The sequence below is a fragment of the Corynebacterium sp. HMSC063G05 genome (genome assembly GCF_001810555.1).
GTDB lineage: Bacteria > Actinomycetota > Actinomycetes > Mycobacteriales > Mycobacteriaceae > Corynebacterium > Corynebacterium jeikeium_D.
Window position 1 is genome coordinate 75,252 of the sequence record NZ_KV801861.1, and the last position, 16,411, is coordinate 91,662.

Genomic DNA, 16,411 nt, shown 5'->3' on the forward strand with positions numbered 1-16,411 from the left:
AAAACCTCCTACTTAGCCCTTGTTGGCCTGGAACCAGGCCAGCAGCTCGTCCCACTCCTTCTCGTGACCGGAGCGGAAGTAACCACCGTAGCCCACGCCCTTGCCGCCAGCCGGCTGAGCCTGGCGCTTTTCAATCTTTTCAGCAGAGCTCATCACATTGGTGATCAGGTCTGCCGAGGACTCCTCAGTCCAGTAATCATCCGGAACGCGGATGGACAGGAACGGCTGCGGAGCCTTGGAGAAGCGGTTAGCGAAGTCGAACTCGGAGTCGTCGAAGAAGTAGCCTTCCTTGCGAGCCCAGCGAGCCCACTGACGCATGACACCGTTCGGCGGCTCAACAGCCAGACGCCACGCCGACGCCGGAATATGGCCGGTAATGAAACCGCTAATCGGGCCGAGAATATTGAAGATGAAGAATGCGCGGACCTTGCCCGCCAGGGACGGCACCTTGGAAATACGCATACCGCGGCAGTTGACCAACGCCGCTGCGTCATAGGTGCCCTCGGAGCCGGCGTAGACGATGCCGTGACCACCAACCGCGTGGCCGACAGCGAAGTGCGGCACGTCCGGGTAGGTCTCCTTGGCCCACTCAATCACACCCGGAATATCCTTGGTGATCCAGTCCGACATCCGGATGTCTTCATTGTTCTGGTCAGTCTTCAGAGCGGACTGGCCAATTCCGCGGTAGTCATAGGTGATAACGCCGTAGCCCTTTTCTGCCACGGTCTCAGCGAAACGGTGGTAGAAACCCTGCGGCACACCGGTACCGGAGTGAACGGTGATGATGCCGTTGGGAATGTTCTCTGGGTTCTCCTTCGGGCGGAACATGGTTCCGCGCAGCAGGACGCGGTCATTAGCCGGAATAATGATGTCCTGCCGAGGGCACGGCTCCGGCAACTTCGGGCTCTTCGCGGAAAAACGGCTATCCCCAGTGGAAGTGGTTGAGGCTTCGGAGGTCATTTATGCAGTTCCTTCGAGTGGACTTAAACAGTGCATGATTTTGTATACACAATCTTAAAGTGTAAGGCTCATCACTTTCAGCGCTTTCGTGGAATTTGCCTCACACGCGTTACAACTGCACATCCCCATAGGCGCGTTCGTCCTCAACTGGCTCCAGATGCGAGGAGATATGCACACCTGGGAAACGCTCCCGCAGCTCATCTTCCATCGCGGTAAGCACATCGTGACCGCGCTCCACGCTCCACGCGCCCGGCACCAGCACATGGAACTCAATGAACTTCTGATGCCCCGACTCGCGAGTGCGGATTTCGTGGACGTCGATGCCACGACTCCGGTCACGGTGCGAGGCCAAAATCTCATCCACCGCCACGCGGTCGTCGCCCTCCATGGCCTTGTCCATCAGGCCGTTACCGGAATCGCGCAGCAGCTTGTAGCCGGTGACCAGGATGTTTACGGCCACGGCCAGCGCGATAATCGGGTCGAGCCACCACAGGCCGGTAGCCCACACCAGAGCCACACCCGCCAGAACGCCGGCGGAGGTCCACACATCGGTCATAAGATGCTTGCCGTCGGCGGTCAGCGCCAGGGAGTTGTGCTGGCGCCCGGCCTTAAGCAGAACCAGCGCCACCGCACCGTTGATCACCGAGGCAATCACGGTCACGATGAGGCCCAGGCCAATCTGCTCAATCGGCTGCGGGTTCACCAACCGCTCGATGGAGACATAAATAATGGCCGCCGCCGCCACGAAGATCATGGCACCTTCCAGCCCGGCCGAGAAGTACTCTGCCTTGGAATGGCCGAACTCATGGTCGCGGTCTGCGGGCCGCGCGATAACCTTGAGCACGATAATTGCGACAACTGCCGCAACCAGATTGACAATCGACTCCGTCGCGTCGGAAAGCAGGCCCACCGATCCGGTCAGAGTGTAGCCCCAAAACTTCAGCGCGATGGTGACGACCGCCGCCCCCACTGAAAGCCAACCAAAACGAGATAAGTCCTGCATATGCGGGCACTTTACCCGCCTTTCCGGAGTTACTACCAGTTCTATGAGCACCGATTTCCAGTTCAATTTGCAGAACATTTCTGCAGGCCTGCCGTTCGCGTCGCAACTCGCCTCGCTTGCCGACGCCGTGCGCGACCACGACGTAGTAGTCCAGGCCCCACCGGGTACCGGCAAGACCACTTTGGTTCCACCGGCGGTGGCCAACACCCTGGGCGGCCGCATTGTGGTCACGGCTCCCCGGCGCGTGGCGGTGCGCTCGGCGGCGCGGCGGTTGGCGCAGTTGTCGGGCACCAAGCTCGGTGAGGAAGTTGGCTACTCGGTGCGTGGCGACGCAAAAGTTTCCCGCGCCACCCGCGTGGAGTTTGTCACTCCCGGTGTGCTGCTGCGCCGACTGCTGCGCGACGGCGATGTGGATGCCAGCGCGGTGCTCATCGATGAGGTGCATGAACGCGGCTTGGACACCGACCTGGCGTTGGCAATGGTGCGCGACCTGCGGGATATCCGCGATGACCTGCGCCTTGTCGCTATGTCGGCAACGGTGGACGCACCGAAGTTCGCGGCCTTGCTCGGCGGCTCCACCCCGGCCCCCATTGTGGCGGCGGAGGCAGAGATCTTCCCGCTGGACATCCGCTACGCGCCCTTTCCGCAGCGGCTGGATGCACGCGGTGTGACCGACGACTTCCTGCAGCACGTTGCTGCACAGGCCAGCACACTCGCGGAAGAAGCCGCCGGTGATGTGCTGGTTTTCCTCCCCGGCATCCGCGAGGTGGAACGCTGCGCCGGTTATATCGCGGACTCCTCGGAGGTGGCGGTGCTGACGCTGCACGGCCAGCAGAGCTCCGAGGAGCAGGACCGCGTGTTCCGTCGGCAAGCGGATGGTAGACGCGTAATTGTGTCCACCGCGATTGCGGAATCATCCGTGACTGTGCCGGGCGTGCGCGCCGTTGTCGACGCCTGCCTCGCGCGCGGACCGCGACTCGACATTGCGCGTGGCTTCTCCGGCCTGGTCACCAGCTCGTGTGCACAGTCCTCGGCGAACCAGCGCGCAGGCCGAGCGGGACGTGAAGGCCCAGGCATCGTGGTGCGCTGCGTCTCCCAGTCGGAATTCGCGTCCTTTCCCGCCTGGCCCGCGCCGGAAATCGAGGTCGCCGACCTGACCCAGGCGCTCCTCGACGCCGCCGCGTGGGGCACGCCGGGGATGCAGGGACTGAAGCTTCTCGACGCCCCACCACCCCACCACGCGGAGGTCGCAAACCGCATTCTGGCTGGTCTGGGCGCTGTTGATGAGGCCGGTGACATCACGGAACTCGGCCGCACCCTGGCTACCCTGCCGGTGCATCCGCGCATGGGACGCGCGCTGCTGACCGCCACGGCCATGATGCCGCAGCACGCCGACGCGGTCGCACGCGCGGTGGAGAAACTCACCGATGCCCATGGTCTGGCCAAGCAGGTTCGCCGCATTGAGCTGGATACTGCGGCCCCCGCCAACCTGCTGCCCTCGGAAATCCCCGCTCTGGTCACGGCCCTGGCGTGGCCGGATTTCATCGGGCGACGCCGCAGTGCGAACTCCGACGAATACCTCTTCACCGGCGGCACCGCTGCGGAACTCACCCGTGGTTCTGACCTGCGCGGCCACGAATGGATCGCAGCCGCCGACATCTCGCGGCTCTCCCATGGGCGCGCGCTGATTCGCGACGGCGAGGCAATTGACCTGGAAATCGCCATGCTCGCCGCCGGTCATCTTGCCCGCACGGAGACCACGGCGCGCGTCGAACAGGGCCGCGTTCGCGCCCGCGCGCGCGACCTGCTCGGTGCCATCGAACTGTCCTCCCGCCAGGTCTCCCCGACGCCCGAGCAGTGCATCGCCGCCAACTCCGCTTGGCTTGCCACCGCGCTTACCGACGCCTCCCCCAACTTCGACCGCGACACCGAACAGCTCCGCCGCCGCATGGCCTTTCTCCACGCTCATCGCGGTGCTCCGTGGCCGGATGTCTCCCCCGCAGGGCTCGCGGCCCAGACAGAGCTTCTCTTCGCTGGTGAGCTGGACCGTCCGACCCCACCCAAGCTAGATGCCGAGCACCTCCGCCGCCTGCTGCCCTGGCCGGAGGCCTCGGACTTCGACCGGCTGGTGCCCGAACGCCTGGAGGTCCCATCCGGTTCGAAGATTCGCCTGGAGTACCCGGAGGACCCCACCGACGAAGAGGCGCAGATTGTCCTGGCTGTGAAGTTGCAGGAGTGCTTTGGCCTGGCGGAGACCCCGCAGGTATTGGAAAAGCCGGTGACAATGCATTTGCTGTCACCGGCTCAGCGACCACTCGCGGTCACTGGAGACTTGGAAAGTTTCTGGAATGGCGCCTACGCACAGGTTCGCTCCGAGATGCGGGGCCGTTACCCCAAGCACCCGTGGCCGGAGAACCCGTGGGAGGAGCAGGCTACTGCGAGAACGAAGCGCCGTCGTTAAGCGTTCGCCGTAACGAGCTAGAAGTTGAGCACCCTCCGCAAAAAATCCATCCTACTTCGATTCATAAATTAAATACATCATCGGGGACAACTTCCATAAAATAATCCCGACCGGAATTAGTGACCAACAGGCTGAGACAGCTAGCTGCGTATCTGCGCGAAAAAGAAAGCCAAGTAGCAGCGGCGGCGCCGCAGTGCAGCCAATTATGCACAACCAGTTAAGCCAATAGTGCATTGGCGATCGAAGGCTAAAAATACTCATCGCGAAGGGAATAAGCCAGATGGAATAATAATGCTGAAGCAAACCTGAGCACAGAAACCCAGTGCTAAGGAGCACGGCCACTCCCGACACGGCCCAAACCTCCGGGCTACAAGTTCTTAGCTGGTCTATCAGTATCAGCGAAACAACGCATAAAGCCACAAGAACTATACAGATATATATAACCGTACTTTGACTCCAATTGTGAACGTGCGCTAAACCTCCAACGGAACCATTGGCAGCGGCACGCGGCTCCCTAAGATACGGAATTAAATTCTCAAAATACTGTCGCGGCTCCGAAATTAATGAGTAACCGGCGGCGAAAAACAACACGAAAAAAAGAATCGCGACAAACAAAAGCGCAAAATCCAGCTGAATTAAAGCTAACACCCCGAGCACACCAAATTGTGGCTTAAAAGTCACTAAAAAGCCAAATGCTACCCCACCAGCCAATGAGTATCTGAATTTCATCGATTTCAAATAGGGTTGGGACAATTTATCGGACGCACATTTAGTGAGTCCCGGCTTTACAAGACCGACGACAAACACTGCGAGTACTAAAGCAAGAAACGCGTTAATATTCGTCAACTGTAGCGTTGAATTGAGTGGCTCGTAAGGAATTAAGCTCAGAAACAAAGACAGCAGGGCGACCTCTGTCCTATGATGGTCTACCAAGATGGCAGCAAAGATAGAAACGGCTAAAATAAAAGCGGCGAAGCCTAAAATGACGGCAGCATTGCGAGCTAACTCCTCCGTGCCAAAAATAGAAAATGGGGCGACGAGTAAAGTCGCACCGGGAGAATACAAATAATGTGGAAAGCTTCCCTGATAATTCTCATCATAAACCGGCTCTGAACGGGAAAATGATTCAACGGCCCGCCATATTGGACTGAAATCCGTTCCACCACTACACATCGCCTCAATAGTGCGCACAACAAGAAGACATACAGTCGCAATTGCAAGTACCGTACAGATTACAGATCTATACTCAGCATATCGGTCGCGAGCCGCATTTAGATTAATTTTTATCATACACTTTCCATCCAAAATATGCAGAACTAATTAAATATGATAATAGCGAAAAACGTCAGCAGTAATGGGCTGCACGACTAATATTAATTTCCAACCGGAAGCTTCGGCGGTATAAATATCCAGCCGATGTATTTTCTTTCACTAAGGTAAATAGCCACGTGTCCGCCAAGTATCGCTAGGACAAATATTAGCGATATATACAGATCGTCGCTTCCCCACTTGAGCACGCCCAGCTTCCTAAAAAGGATAGCCCCAATCCAGACTAACATTTCGTTAGTTATATAAATCGGTAAAGTATGGCGACCATACCAAGATAGAATTTTAGAGAGGATACGATCCTTTGAAATAATAATTGCCAAAATAGTACCGAAAGGTAACGCGAAAAAATAAACGAGCAATCTCCATGCTTGATTAGCAACTCGCTCAGGAATAAAGCCTGGTATGGCCGGCACGGACATCCATCCATTATGGATCGATAAAGATACTACGAATAGAGCTGCCGACAACGCGCCAGCAGTGAACTTCATTTTTCTTGAAGCTTCTTTTGCTAGCTTTTCATTTAACTTTTTCATATTCCCGGAGAGATAAATCCCCGCAACAAAAATTGGCAAAAATTGAAAAACCCGCAAATAAGTCCAATGCCAATTAAAATAAGTTACCAATAATGGCACGCACATTGCCAATAGAAGCGCCATGATTGTTGGTAATCTTTTTGTCAAATACACAAAAAAAGTGCAAACCGTTAATGAAAACAGAAACCACATACCGTTTACAGGATATACCATCCCGATCCAAGGATTTTCAGCCAGAACTTTGACTCCTAAATAGTTGCCGATACTCCAGGTCAAAATCGCCCAAAGAAAATACGGTACAGCCCACATATAGATCCGGCTTGCAAGAATGGTTTTTAGCGACTGGCGTCTAATTTTATATGCAAATATTCCTGAAACAAAAAAGAACATGCCCATTCTTAAGGGCATTATCATTTCAGATAGGTTTGCGCTCCAGGTCCCGGACGTTTCCGAGGCGAGTACAGCGTGATACTGTACAACGCCCAAAATAGATATGCCCTTCGCTATATCCGGCCATAGTAATCGTTGCTTGGTCACAGAAGTTTCCTGATGAAATATCCAACTAGAGACTAACTTGATATTTGTTTCTTACTTTTGGTTCTCTGTCTTTCTGTTATCCACTGGGCTGTGATCAACACATACAATATCAGGGCAGTTATTCCTTGCATATTTCCATACAGCCATAAGGCCGGGCTCGTTGCTATTTGCGATGGTAAATCTTTAAAAACAATCCATGGCGCCCAGTAGAACGCGCCTATTAGAACAATTATTGATATAATCAAGGACTTATCTCTTAGAGCTAGCACCGTCGGCAAAAACAGCATTAAAATAGACCAGTGGTGGTTGACAGAAATCGGCGATGACAAGCAAACAAAAAGTGCAACAACGGCTGCGCTTAGTACTGATTGGCTTGTTTTTTCTAAGTCCCTGACTATCAATGCGGCCAGGATAGCCGACAGAAGTAGGAACATAGGAACAATTAACTGTACAACGTCATAATCGACGCCAGCTCTTGCTATCAGGCCACTAAGAGCCTGGTTCGCTTCGGTAGAATAGCTGCCACCTCTATTTGTCTTAAGAAATTCATCTGACCAAAAATACTTTGACTCTTCAAATCTTGCGATGAACCCTAGCACTACCGTGAAACTGAACCAGAGGCAGCTCTTCACCACACCAGCATAATCTTTTCGCATAAGGAATACTAATGCATAAGCGGCCGGCGTAATTTTAATACCTGCTGCGACACCGATCCCCATTCCTTTAAGCCGTTTTGGAACGTATCCGAATAAGTCGGCGACTATTAATAATGCTAAAATTACGTTAATCTGTCCAAATCCAAGATTATCTCGAATCGGCGCAAGCAGTAATACCGGGCCTAAAAGGCAGGTTGCGATAAGCATTGGTCTTGGCAATTTTAGCTTCGCACTTACCATCACCAATACTGCCCATGCAGCTCCAATTGTGATCCCCGTCCAAACCACTTGGAGTGGCACTGCTTTTAACCATGTTAGAAAGAAAAAGATTAATGCAGCGAATGGCGGATATATGAATCGAAACCCTGATCGCGTAGGAAACTCATCCGAATACAAGTCGTCCCCTCGACGGATCGCCCAACCTGCGTCTTGAAATACCTCGAGATCCATAAGATATTCCGTCGCAGCATCATAAAGTGAGGTAGCCGACACTACAGCTGTGAGTAAACAAAATACAGTTGCTAAAATCCGCCGCTGCAGAGCGGAAAGCGTCGAGAGTCTGTCCATTAGCATGTCTCCGACACTACCGCACTACGCACCCAGTTCAGGCCTTAGACTAGGAAGTATGTTCGCCGAAAATTATCGCAAGGTTCGCTCTGAGATCGACGATGCTTGTCGACGGGCAGGGCGCCAACCCTCCGAGGTCCGCCTGCTGCCCGTCAGCAAGACTGTGCCTGTCGACGCCCTGGTGGAATCCTGGCCGGAGCTCGCAGCAGCCGGCTGCGCTGGCCTGGCGGAAAACCGCGTCCAAGAAGCGGTGGCCAAGGCGGAGGCATTCCGGGAGGCCTTCGGCGACAAGGCACCGCATATGGCCATCATTGGTCCACTGCAGACGAATAAGGCCGGCCACTTGGTCAGTTGTGCCGATGAGTTTCAGGCTCTGGACCGCCCGAAGGTGGCCGGGGCGCTGCAGCGTCGCTTGGCCGATTCCGAGCGCACGCTCGATGTGCTGATTCAGGTCAACGCCTCCCGCGAGCCGCAGAAGTCGGGTCTGGCGCCGAGCCACGCGGCGGAGTTTGTCCGCATGTTTGGACCCGATGGCGAATACCCGAACCTGCGTCTACGCGGGTTTATGACCATCGCGGCCCAGAATGATCCGAATGTGCGCGAGACCTTCGCGGAACTGCGGGAGCTGCGGGACAGTCTGCTCGGGGATTTGCCGGAGGGTGTCAGCCTCGACGAACTGTCAATGGGTATGTCCGGCGACTACCGCGAAGCCATCGCCGAGGGGGCGACTACCGTGCGTGTGGGACGCGCCATCTTCGGTGAGCGCTCCTATCAGAAATAAAGGTAATCAAATGAAGGTAATCTCAGTGCCATGAGTTCTGATGTCTCCCCGTGCTCCCGTCGTCGTTTCCTCCTGGGAACTGCCGCCACTGCAGCTGGCGCACTCGTAGCCGCTTGTGCACCAAAGTCTGCGGTGGAGAAGGTTGACGCTGCCGACATTCCGGTTGGCGGCGGTGTGGTGATCGGCAATTACGTCGTCACGCAGCCGGAGGAAGGCAAGTTCGCCGCTTTCTCCAGCTCCTGCCCGCACCAGAATGGTCGTATCACTGAGGTCAGCAATGGTGTGATGATTTGCCCGAACCACAACTCCCACTTTGATATTGCTACTGGTGAGGTTGTTTCTGGCCCCTCGCGTAAGCCCGCTGGTCAGGCATCGCTTTCAGCCGAAGGCACTGAGCTGATTGTGGGCCAGAAGTAGGTTCCGGAAGCAGATTAGTGGTCGGTGGGTTCAAGGCCTAGAAGATCTACGCCAGCCGGCGCCAGCTGGAATCGCAGCGGACGGCGGCTCGTCGGCGTTGCCAGTCCTTGAGCCTCTAACTCGGCGAGATACTTTCGCGCTGTCCGCTTCTCCTTGCCGATGGTGTCGGCGACGTGTTCGAGCTTGATTCCATAATCAGGTCCGAACAACCGAGCCTGTGCCAGGACAAACAGCGTCCCGATCTCGTTGTCTGTCAGCGACACGGATAGTGCCTGCTCGGGCGAGTTGGTTAGCTCAGCTACCCGCTGTTCAAGCTTCTCGCACTGGTGGGACTTCATCTGCAGCTCTTCCAGCAAATACTGCTGAGCATTCAGAATGACATCAGCCATCACCTCGACGAAGAACGTGACTTCGCCCCGGTTCATTGGGTCTTCCGTAGTGGTAAAAGCCTTGTAATACTTCGCTTTATCCTCAGCGAGTTGGCGAGAAATAGTCAGCGCTGTGGCAGGTGAGAGTGTCTCCCGCAAAGCCACTGACAGCAGAAAACGCCCCATCCGACCATTGCCGTCATAAAACGGGTGAACGAACTCGAACATGAAATGGCTTGCCAGGATTCGAATAAGCCGATTGTCCTCTGAGGAATTCACCGTTTCCAGGAACTCATTGAGAAGTTGGTGAATGGCAGCTTCACTTTCAACACCGCGATGAATCTGTCGCTGCCCATCGGTAATTGTGACCGTTGATGCTCTAAAGAGTTCACCGTCTAACTCGTCCTCGGCGCCAATTTCATCGCCGAGAAGTTGATCGTACTGCTGCCGGATCCCTGTGAGCGTTGTCGGAAACTCAATCCGCTCATCGTTTGCCAGCCGGAAATAGAGCTGACTGAACTCATGAAAGCGCTTGTGCTGGGTTCCCGAAGTGTTGTCCAACGCCTCGGCGACTTCTCGCCGTGTGGAGTGGATTCCCTCAATCTCATTGGTGGCTACCACCTCGGCCAGGAGCAGATTGAAGAGATAGTGAGTCCGCGCTGCACCCGGCAGACGATTCCACAACTGTGAAATCTGCAGCTCTAGAGACAGAATCTTTTCAACCTTGGCTGCGAGATCGCTTGTAATGCAGCAAAAGAGTGGCCACTGCCCCAGCGGAAAGTGCCACTGAATCGTCGACGGGGAGTCTTTGCGTGACTGGTACTCGCTCTCCACTGCCTGTTCCGCATCGTGTGCAGACATGTGGAAGATCCTCTTAAGCGGATAGTGCTTCACGGCGAGTCTCCCCCTTCTGTTTCCAATGCTTTTTACATGATGCTTTCTACATATAGTGCCCTAAAAACGAACCCTTAATGTAAAAAATCACCGTTTTTTACATTAAGGGTTCGTTTCTTGGTGTCTAAATGTACCTTGCTGGCGATTCTCCCCCTACCGCGTTACCCTTACCGCCGCGGCTTCAACCCCGCCACAGCACACGCACCAGCGATGAAGGACAGCGCCACCAGCCACGGAATCAGCCCTGCCCACTCGAAGTGGCTGAACACCATGCCGGAGACCCAACCGACAATCGATGAGCCCGCGTAGTAGCTGAACAGGTACATCGATGACGCCTCGGCGCGGTCGCGCTGCGCCACCAGCCCCACGCCGGACGAGGACAGTGAGTGCGCCACGAAGAACGATGCCGTGAATACAAGTACGCCCACAACCAATGCGGGCAGCCACGGCAGCAGCGCCAGCCCCAGGCCCACGCACGCGGCCAGAGTCGCAATGGCGATGAGGCGACGGCGGCTCACCGTCTTCGCCCACACGCCCGCGCGTGCCGACGACCACGTGCCCGACAGGTAGAGAATAAATACGAACCCTGCCAGTGCCGGGGAGAGCCCGAACTTATCGCCCAGTCGGAAGCCCAGGTAGTTGTACAGAGAGACAAACGACCCCATAAACAGGAACGCCAGGGCGCACAGCGCGAGAATGCGCGGGTCGCGCAAGTGCCGCGCTATGGCCTGCCCCTCCCCTGCAAACGACAGCTGCTTCGGCTGGAACCTACGCTGTTGCGGCAGGAAGTACCAGGTCAGAATGGCGAAAACAAACGCCACCGTCGCCGAGACCGCAATCGCCACCCGCCAGGAGGCGAACTCCAGCACAATGGACGGAATAATACGGCCGAGCAGGCCACCGACCGTCGTGCCCGAGATATACAGCCCCATCACGCGACTGACATGGTCGGCGTGGACTTCCTCACTGACATACGCCATAGCCACTGCGGGCACACCGGCAATGACAATGCCCTGCAACAGGCGCAGCGCAATCATCGAACCGATGCCCGGCGCAATTGACACCACGAGCCCCAGTAGCGTTGCCACAAATGCGCTGATGACGATGACGCGCCTGCGCCCAAAGCGCTCCGACAAAATGGACACCGGGATAATCGCACAGGCCAAGCCACCGGTGGTGGCGGATACCGTCAGCGCGGCGGTGGCGGGGTCGACCGATAGCTCGTCGGAAAGCGTGGGCAGTAGCGCCTGCGTTGCGTAGAGCGCTTGGAACGATGCCAGGCCAGCGAAAAGCACAGCAATAAGCGCGCGACGGAATCCGGGATCTTCTGGCCGTAGTCCTTCGATCTGTTCGGGGTTTTCGTTAGCGCTAGTCACTTGTCCTACGTTAGCCCTCCCTCCAAACCTCTCGCTGAGTACCCGGATTCAGAAAACCTTTTTAATTCGCCCGCGGTATCGCTTTCGTTTTATTAGTTTCGTAGGCATGACTACTTCTTCCGCACAGCCACAGAGTCGCAATCACGACCGCGAGTACGACATCGTCGTCTACGGTGCCACGGGTTTCGTGGGCCGCTTGATTGTGGACTATCTGGCTAAACACGCCGGTCAGACGAAGGTGGCGCTCGCAGGCAGGAACGCCCAGAAGCTTGCCGACGTCGCGGAGAACGCAGGCGTATCGGACTGGCCGGTCATTGTTGCGGATGCCGCCGACCAGCAAGCGGTGGCTCAGCTTGCGGCCAGCACAAAGGTGGTGCTGACCGTTGTGGGACCGTACGCGAAGTACGGCCGCACTCTGGTGGCCGAGTGCGCCAAGGCCGGTACTCACTACGTCGACCTGTGTGGCGAGGTGCTGTTCGTCCACGACTCCATTGCGAATAACCACGAGGTGGCGCAGCAGACCGGAGCGAAGATTGTCCACTCCTGCGGCTTCGACTCGATTCCTTCCGACGTCGCTGTCCGCGAGCTCCACGAGGCGGCCCACACCAAGCTCGGTGAGACAACCCTGTTGTTCAAGCACGTCAAGGGCGGGGTCTCCGGCGGCACTATCGATTCGGTCCGCGTCCAGCTTGCACAGGCCAAGAAGGACCCCAAGCTGCGTCGCATCATCGCCGATCAGTACGCCCTGGCTGAGCCGGGTCCCGACCAGGGTAAGTTCGGCGTCGACCTGCGCCCGGCGCGCTTCCGCCGCCATTGGCGAGCACCCTTCTTCATGTCGCCGTTCAACACCCGCATTGTTCAGCGCTCGGCGATGCTGGCGGATTACGGTGATTCCTTCCGCTACCGCGAGCTACTCAATGTCGGCCGTGGTCCGAGGGCTTTCGTCCGCGCAAATATTTTTGCGGCTGTCTGCAGGTTGGCACTGGCGGCGATGGCGTTCGGGCCGACGGCCAAGCTCATTGATAAGAAGCTGCCGAAGCCGGGTGAGGGCCCGAGCGCTGAAGAACAGGCCGAGGGACGCTTCACCATCGAGGCCTACACCGTCGATACTTCCGGTATTCACTGGCGTTCCAAGGTGTCGCTCGAGGAAGACCCGGGGTACGCAGGCACCGCGATCATGATTTCCAGCGCCGCCCTCGCGCTCGTCCACGACGATCTGCCGGACGCTACCGGCGTGCTCACTCCCACTGTCGCGCTTGGCGACGCCCTATCCCGCCGTCTCCGCGCGGGCGGCATGACCATTGAGGCGGTGCAGGCTCGATGATTGGTGGCCTGACCGGTGCTTTTGCGAATCTCACCCGCGGACCGAAACTGCCGAGTGTAGGTGGCGGCCGTGCGTTAGTGACCGGCGCTTCCTCCGGCATCGGCTGGGCATGCGCGGAGGCACTGGTCGAGGCCGGTTTCGAGGTCGTTGGTACGTCCCGCAGGGGCGCGGAGGCGCCGCACCCCGAGGGCGTGCAGATGGTGGCGCTCGACATGTCCAGCGCCGACGACATCGCTGCTGTGGTCGCCCACGGGCCTTACGACGTCGTCGTCGCCAACGCCGGTGAGAGCCAGTCGGGCGCTTTCGAGGAGCTACCCCGCGAGGCGCTTGAGCGTCTCTTCCAAGTCAATGTTCTGGGGCAGGTGGAGCTGTTACAGCAGCTGCTGCCCGGCATGCGCGAGGCCGGTCGTGGCCGAATTGTGCTGGTTGGTTCGATGCTCGGCGGGTTGCCGCTGTCCTACCGTTCTTCCTATGTGGCGACGAAGGCCGCTATCCGCGGCTTTGGGCTTTCGTTGCGCGGTGAAGTCGCGCAGTTCGGTATTGGGGTGACGGTTGTCGAACCGGGTGCCATCAACACGGGGATTTCTACACGTCGGACGACGTATGGCGATGACGGTTCCGTTTACGCTGCTGATGTCCACCGCATGCTGACGAAGTTGAACGCCAATGAGAAAGGCGGCATTCCCGCTTCTGAGATTGCTGAAGTGGTTATGCGCGAAGTGGCTGCCGAGCGACCTTTGGCCCTGGTGGCGCGGGGGTCGTCGGCACGCGTGGCAGTGCCCTTCATGCGGCGAATCCCGACGCAAGCGATGTTGACCATCATGCGCCGGGTGCACGGGCTGCGGTGAGTTAATCGGCGACGGCGCGCATTTCAACGGCCTGCGCACACGCCTCCGCGGCTTCGTGGGCTAGGTTGATGGCCTCTTGCTCGTCTGCGACTTGGACGATCCAAAAAGCTGACGGGAACGTCATCGCGTTGTAGTACGGCAGATCACTATGTGAACCATCCGGCAGCACCGTCATGGCATCCTCCGGTGGAACCAGCCCGCCGGACATAACCCAGTGGCCTTCGTCCTGAAGCTTCTGATTGAAGCGTCCAATCCGTTCAAAGGCAGCGTGCATTTCCTCATCAGAGTCATACGCGTTGATATCTCTGCGGCCATGGACCGTGAAAAAGTACTGCACACCAAGCTCCTGAGTTTCGTTTTGCTAAGTGTAACAGATTGCGCGGGGCTGGAACCGGGAATTTGCGGGGAATTTGGGGCTTTGGTTGAGCGTTCTTGCGGCCAGGGCCTAGTTTTCCTGTCTCGCAGCGGCGGCTCGCTGTGCCCTAATCTCCGCTACCTGCTGCTTGCGGGTATTGAAACCCATGCGCCACGGGGCGGCTAGACCTGACTCGGGGGCATGCGGGTTATCGCGCCAAGATTTGCCCTCGTTGTAGGCCTGCGCGCCCTCACGGTATGCGGCGGATTGCTGAGAAAAGGTTGGATACGGCTGTTCGGTGGTCTGCCTGGCCTGCGCGCCGACCGATTTCATTCTCGCGCGCAGTTCCTTGATTTTGTTCTTCGTCCTTTCGTCATGCTGTTCCTGCTGCTCTGCGATCTCAGCGAGTGCCTGTTGCTCGGTGATGGGGTCGAACGAGTCTTGTCCTGCCTTGTCGTAGGCTTCCTTAGCACGCGGGGTGCGCTCCCAATCACGCAAAGACGGATTGTAAACGCACCAGTCTTCCTGACCGTCGTCTTTGTAGATACTGCCGCTGTGATCCCAATACCTTGTCATGCGTTTACCCTCCTGAGTGTTTTTCATGGGTCTTACCACGCCGTTAGGTACAGGGAACCCGAAGGCGACAGAACCTACACTAACCTCTCCGCAGCTTCCGCCAGACCCAATCAACAATCACGAAGCCAACAAGCGTCACACCAAACAGTGGTGCAACCACCGAGTAGGCAATCAACAGCGCCACAACAGCTGCTGCAACACCCGGGCGAATGTCCCGCCAACGCGTCGGCGCCGGGAGCCTGCCAGGGCGGCCACCTCGACCGCGCCCAAACCACATGGCGTACCCGCGCACAATCATCGCCAACAGAGCGACACCGATCAGTGCCAGGACCAGCTGATTCACCCAACCGAACAAGATGCCCATGTGCGCGTTAATCAGCCATTCGGTCAGTTTCGCCGGCAGCGGCCAGTCCGCAAAGTGAATCCGATCGACCATCGTTCCGGTCGACCCGTCAACGGTGACGGTCTCAATACCCATCCGCCATTCCTCGCGGGCTTCCTTGGCCATCCACACCGTGCCAGCTTCCGGTGGTGTCAGTTCGACTTTCCCGGACAGGCCCTCGGAACGTGCGAGGTTCATAACATTATCTGCCTCTGACCAGTCGTAATTCGCTGGCGCAGTCGCAGTCATGGCTGGTTTCGGCGCGTACCAGTCCATCGTCTCGCGCAGCTTTGCGATGCCCGTTCCAGCCACCCACGACCACGTCAGGCCGGTGACAGTCAGGAACAGAAGTCCAACGCTAACCGCCACGCCAACATTCGCGTGACGACGCATATGATGCGCCCTCTTACTCGTTCCCTGTGTCCGCTTGCGACGCGAACGATCCCACCAGAGCCAGAGGCCACCAATAGCCAGTGCGCCCATCCAGGATGCTGCCGTCTCGGAGTAGAGGCGACCAAAGTTGCTATCAATCCAGAGCCTGCGGTGCCCTTCCGAGATCCACGCCCGCAGTGGCAGCGCCGCCGAGGAACCGTATTGCACCAGGTCACCCTTGATACTCAAGTCGCCTGGGTCAACGAACACCGCATGTCGGTAGGACTCCGACTTCAGCTGCTCGTCATTGAACATGACTCGCGTTGTCTGCCCCGGCTTTTCCGGGACCTGCACTGCGGTCACCGGCAGGTCAGGGTGCACGCGCTGCGCGACCTCAACCTGCTTTTCCAGCGGTTGTGCGGGAAGGCTTGATGTTGCGGTTAGCTCTTCGTGGTAAACCACCTTTTCTATGCTCGGGGCGAGGGCATACGCCACGCCTGTGATAGCTGCAATAACAAGTAGTGGCGCAACGAGGATGCCTGCAACGACATGGATTCGGTGCAGTAATGCTCGTGGCCCACCATTTTTCTGAGTCTGTGCGACGGGGTTTGCGGCTGGCGTTCCAGCGGCATCGCCTGTGGCTATTGAAGTCATGCCTTATTAGTCGGACGA

15 protein-coding genes are annotated in these 16,411 nt (G+C 57.4%); 5 read left to right on the forward strand and 10 right to left on the reverse strand.

Annotated features, from left to right (window positions below):
- Window positions 1–12 precede the first annotated feature (12 nt).
- Both HMPREF2751_RS08405 and HMPREF2751_RS08410 read right to left on the reverse strand, forming a co-directional pair.
- A complete protein-coding gene (locus tag HMPREF2751_RS08405; RefSeq protein WP_069359342.1) occupies window positions 13–960 on the reverse strand; it encodes an alpha/beta hydrolase family protein in 948 nt (315 codons plus the stop codon).
- Window positions 961–1,069: 109 nt separating this feature from the next.
- Window positions 1,070–1,963: a cation diffusion facilitator family transporter gene (locus HMPREF2751_RS08410; RefSeq protein ID WP_070595863.1), complete on the reverse strand. Its 894-nt coding sequence runs from the start codon at window positions 1,961–1,963 to the stop codon at window positions 1,070–1,072.
- Between the two features lie 43 nt (window positions 1,964–2,006).
- Here HMPREF2751_RS08410 and HMPREF2751_RS08415 point away from each other — a divergent pair, with 43 nt between their 5' ends.
- Window positions 2,007–4,424, forward strand: coding sequence for an ATP-dependent RNA helicase (locus tag HMPREF2751_RS08415; RefSeq protein ID WP_070595864.1), 2,418 nt, complete (start codon window positions 2,007–2,009; stop codon window positions 4,422–4,424).
- Window positions 4,425–4,475: 51 nt separating this feature from the next.
- Here HMPREF2751_RS08415 and HMPREF2751_RS08420 read toward each other — a convergent pair whose 3' ends face one another.
- The 3 genes from HMPREF2751_RS08420 to HMPREF2751_RS08430 form a co-directional block, all read right to left on the reverse strand.
- Window positions 4,476–5,615, reverse strand: coding sequence for a glycosyltransferase family 87 protein (locus tag HMPREF2751_RS08420; RefSeq protein ID WP_168164781.1), 1,140 nt, complete (start codon window positions 5,613–5,615; stop codon window positions 4,476–4,478).
- 182 nt (window positions 5,616–5,797) lie between these two features.
- The gene (locus tag HMPREF2751_RS08425) at window positions 5,798–6,823 is read right to left on the reverse strand and encodes an acyltransferase family protein (protein WP_070595866.1); all 1,026 of its coding nucleotides are present in this window, start codon (window positions 6,821–6,823) and stop codon (window positions 5,798–5,800) included.
- A 32-nt stretch (window positions 6,824–6,855) separates the two neighbouring features.
- Window positions 6,856–8,046 carry a glycosyltransferase 87 family protein gene (locus HMPREF2751_RS08430; RefSeq protein ID WP_168164782.1) on the reverse strand — a complete coding sequence of 397 codons (1,191 nt, stop codon included), beginning with the start codon at window positions 8,044–8,046 and terminating at the stop codon, window positions 6,856–6,858.
- A gap of 58 nt (window positions 8,047–8,104) precedes the next feature.
- On the opposite strand from HMPREF2751_RS08430, the gene HMPREF2751_RS08435 reads away from it, so the two are divergent.
- Window positions 8,105–8,827 (forward strand): YggS family pyridoxal phosphate-dependent enzyme, encoded by a 723-nt coding sequence (locus HMPREF2751_RS08435; RefSeq protein ID WP_070595868.1) that lies wholly within the window; start codon window positions 8,105–8,107, stop codon window positions 8,825–8,827.
- A gap of 30 nt (window positions 8,828–8,857) precedes the next feature.
- Window positions 8,858–9,244, forward strand: a complete 387-nt coding sequence (locus tag HMPREF2751_RS08440; RefSeq protein WP_049172555.1) for a Rieske (2Fe-2S) protein — start codon at window positions 8,858–8,860, stop codon at window positions 9,242–9,244.
- 14 nt (window positions 9,245–9,258) lie between these two features.
- On the opposite strand, the gene HMPREF2751_RS08445 is transcribed toward HMPREF2751_RS08440, so the two are convergent.
- Both HMPREF2751_RS08445 and HMPREF2751_RS08450 read right to left on the reverse strand, forming a co-directional pair.
- Window positions 9,259–10,473, reverse strand: a complete 1,215-nt coding sequence (locus HMPREF2751_RS08445; protein WP_065421712.1) for a Fic family protein — start codon at window positions 10,471–10,473, stop codon at window positions 9,259–9,261.
- Between the two features lie 200 nt (window positions 10,474–10,673).
- Window positions 10,674–11,882, reverse strand: a complete 1,209-nt coding sequence (locus HMPREF2751_RS08450; RefSeq protein ID WP_070595869.1) for an MFS transporter — start codon at window positions 11,880–11,882, stop codon at window positions 10,674–10,676.
- A gap of 106 nt (window positions 11,883–11,988) precedes the next feature.
- Between HMPREF2751_RS08450 and HMPREF2751_RS08455 the strand changes: the two genes are divergently transcribed.
- Together HMPREF2751_RS08455 and HMPREF2751_RS08460 are read left to right on the forward strand one after the other, a co-directional pair.
- Window positions 11,989–13,206 carry a saccharopine dehydrogenase family protein gene (locus HMPREF2751_RS08455; RefSeq protein ID WP_070595870.1) on the forward strand — a complete coding sequence of 406 codons (1,218 nt, stop codon included), beginning with the start codon at window positions 11,989–11,991 and terminating at the stop codon, window positions 13,204–13,206.
- Window positions 13,203–14,054: an SDR family NAD(P)-dependent oxidoreductase gene (locus tag HMPREF2751_RS08460; RefSeq protein WP_070595871.1), complete on the forward strand. Its 852-nt coding sequence runs from the start codon at window positions 13,203–13,205 to the stop codon at window positions 14,052–14,054. Before HMPREF2751_RS08455 ends, HMPREF2751_RS08460 begins: the two co-directional genes overlap by 4 nt.
- A gap of 1 nt (window position 14,055) precedes the next feature.
- On the opposite strand, the gene HMPREF2751_RS08465 is transcribed toward HMPREF2751_RS08460, so the two are convergent.
- The 3 genes from HMPREF2751_RS08465 to HMPREF2751_RS08475 all read right to left on the reverse strand — a co-directional run bounded on the left by HMPREF2751_RS08465 (window position 14,056) and on the right by HMPREF2751_RS08475 (window position 16,393).
- Window positions 14,056–14,391: a YciI family protein gene (locus HMPREF2751_RS08465; RefSeq protein ID WP_049189837.1), complete on the reverse strand. Its 336-nt coding sequence runs from the start codon at window positions 14,389–14,391 to the stop codon at window positions 14,056–14,058.
- Window positions 14,392–14,499: 108 nt separating this feature from the next.
- Window positions 14,500–14,985 (reverse strand): hypothetical protein, encoded by a 486-nt coding sequence (locus HMPREF2751_RS08470; RefSeq protein ID WP_070595889.1) that lies wholly within the window; start codon window positions 14,983–14,985, stop codon window positions 14,500–14,502.
- 79 nt (window positions 14,986–15,064) lie between these two features.
- Window positions 15,065–16,393, reverse strand: coding sequence for a PepSY-associated TM helix domain-containing protein (locus HMPREF2751_RS08475; protein ID WP_069359349.1), 1,329 nt, complete (start codon window positions 16,391–16,393; stop codon window positions 15,065–15,067).
- Between the last annotated feature and the right edge of the window lie 18 nt (window positions 16,394–16,411).

Coding starts and splice junctions, on each gene's coding strand:
- HMPREF2751_RS08430 (WP_168164782.1), bottom strand. CDS start 8,046: ATGGACAGACTCTCGACGCTTTCCGCTCTGCAGCGGCGGATTTTAGCA.
- HMPREF2751_RS08455 (WP_070595870.1), top strand. CDS start 11,989: ATGACTACTTCTTCCGCACAGCCACAGAGTCGCAATCACGACCGCGAG.
- HMPREF2751_RS08475 (WP_069359349.1), bottom strand. CDS start 16,393: ATGACTTCAATAGCCACAGGCGATGCCGCTGGAACGCCAGCCGCAAAC.
- HMPREF2751_RS08435 (WP_070595868.1), top strand. CDS start 8,105: ATGTTCGCCGAAAATTATCGCAAGGTTCGCTCTGAGATCGACGATGCT.
- HMPREF2751_RS08410 (WP_070595863.1), bottom strand. CDS start 1,963: ATGCAGGACTTATCTCGTTTTGGTTGGCTTTCAGTGGGGGCGGCGGTC.
- HMPREF2751_RS08415 (WP_070595864.1), top strand. CDS start 2,007: ATGAGCACCGATTTCCAGTTCAATTTGCAGAACATTTCTGCAGGCCTG.
- HMPREF2751_RS08405 (WP_069359342.1), bottom strand. CDS start 960: ATGACCTCCGAAGCCTCAACCACTTCCACTGGGGATAGCCGTTTTTCC.
- HMPREF2751_RS08440 (WP_049172555.1), top strand. CDS start 8,858: ATGAGTTCTGATGTCTCCCCGTGCTCCCGTCGTCGTTTCCTCCTGGGA.
- HMPREF2751_RS08445 (WP_065421712.1), bottom strand. CDS start 10,473: ATGTCTGCACACGATGCGGAACAGGCAGTGGAGAGCGAGTACCAGTCA.
- HMPREF2751_RS08460 (WP_070595871.1), top strand. CDS start 13,203: ATGATTGGTGGCCTGACCGGTGCTTTTGCGAATCTCACCCGCGGACCG.
- HMPREF2751_RS08470 (WP_070595889.1), bottom strand. CDS start 14,985: ATGACAAGGTATTGGGATCACAGCGGCAGTATCTACAAAGACGACGGT.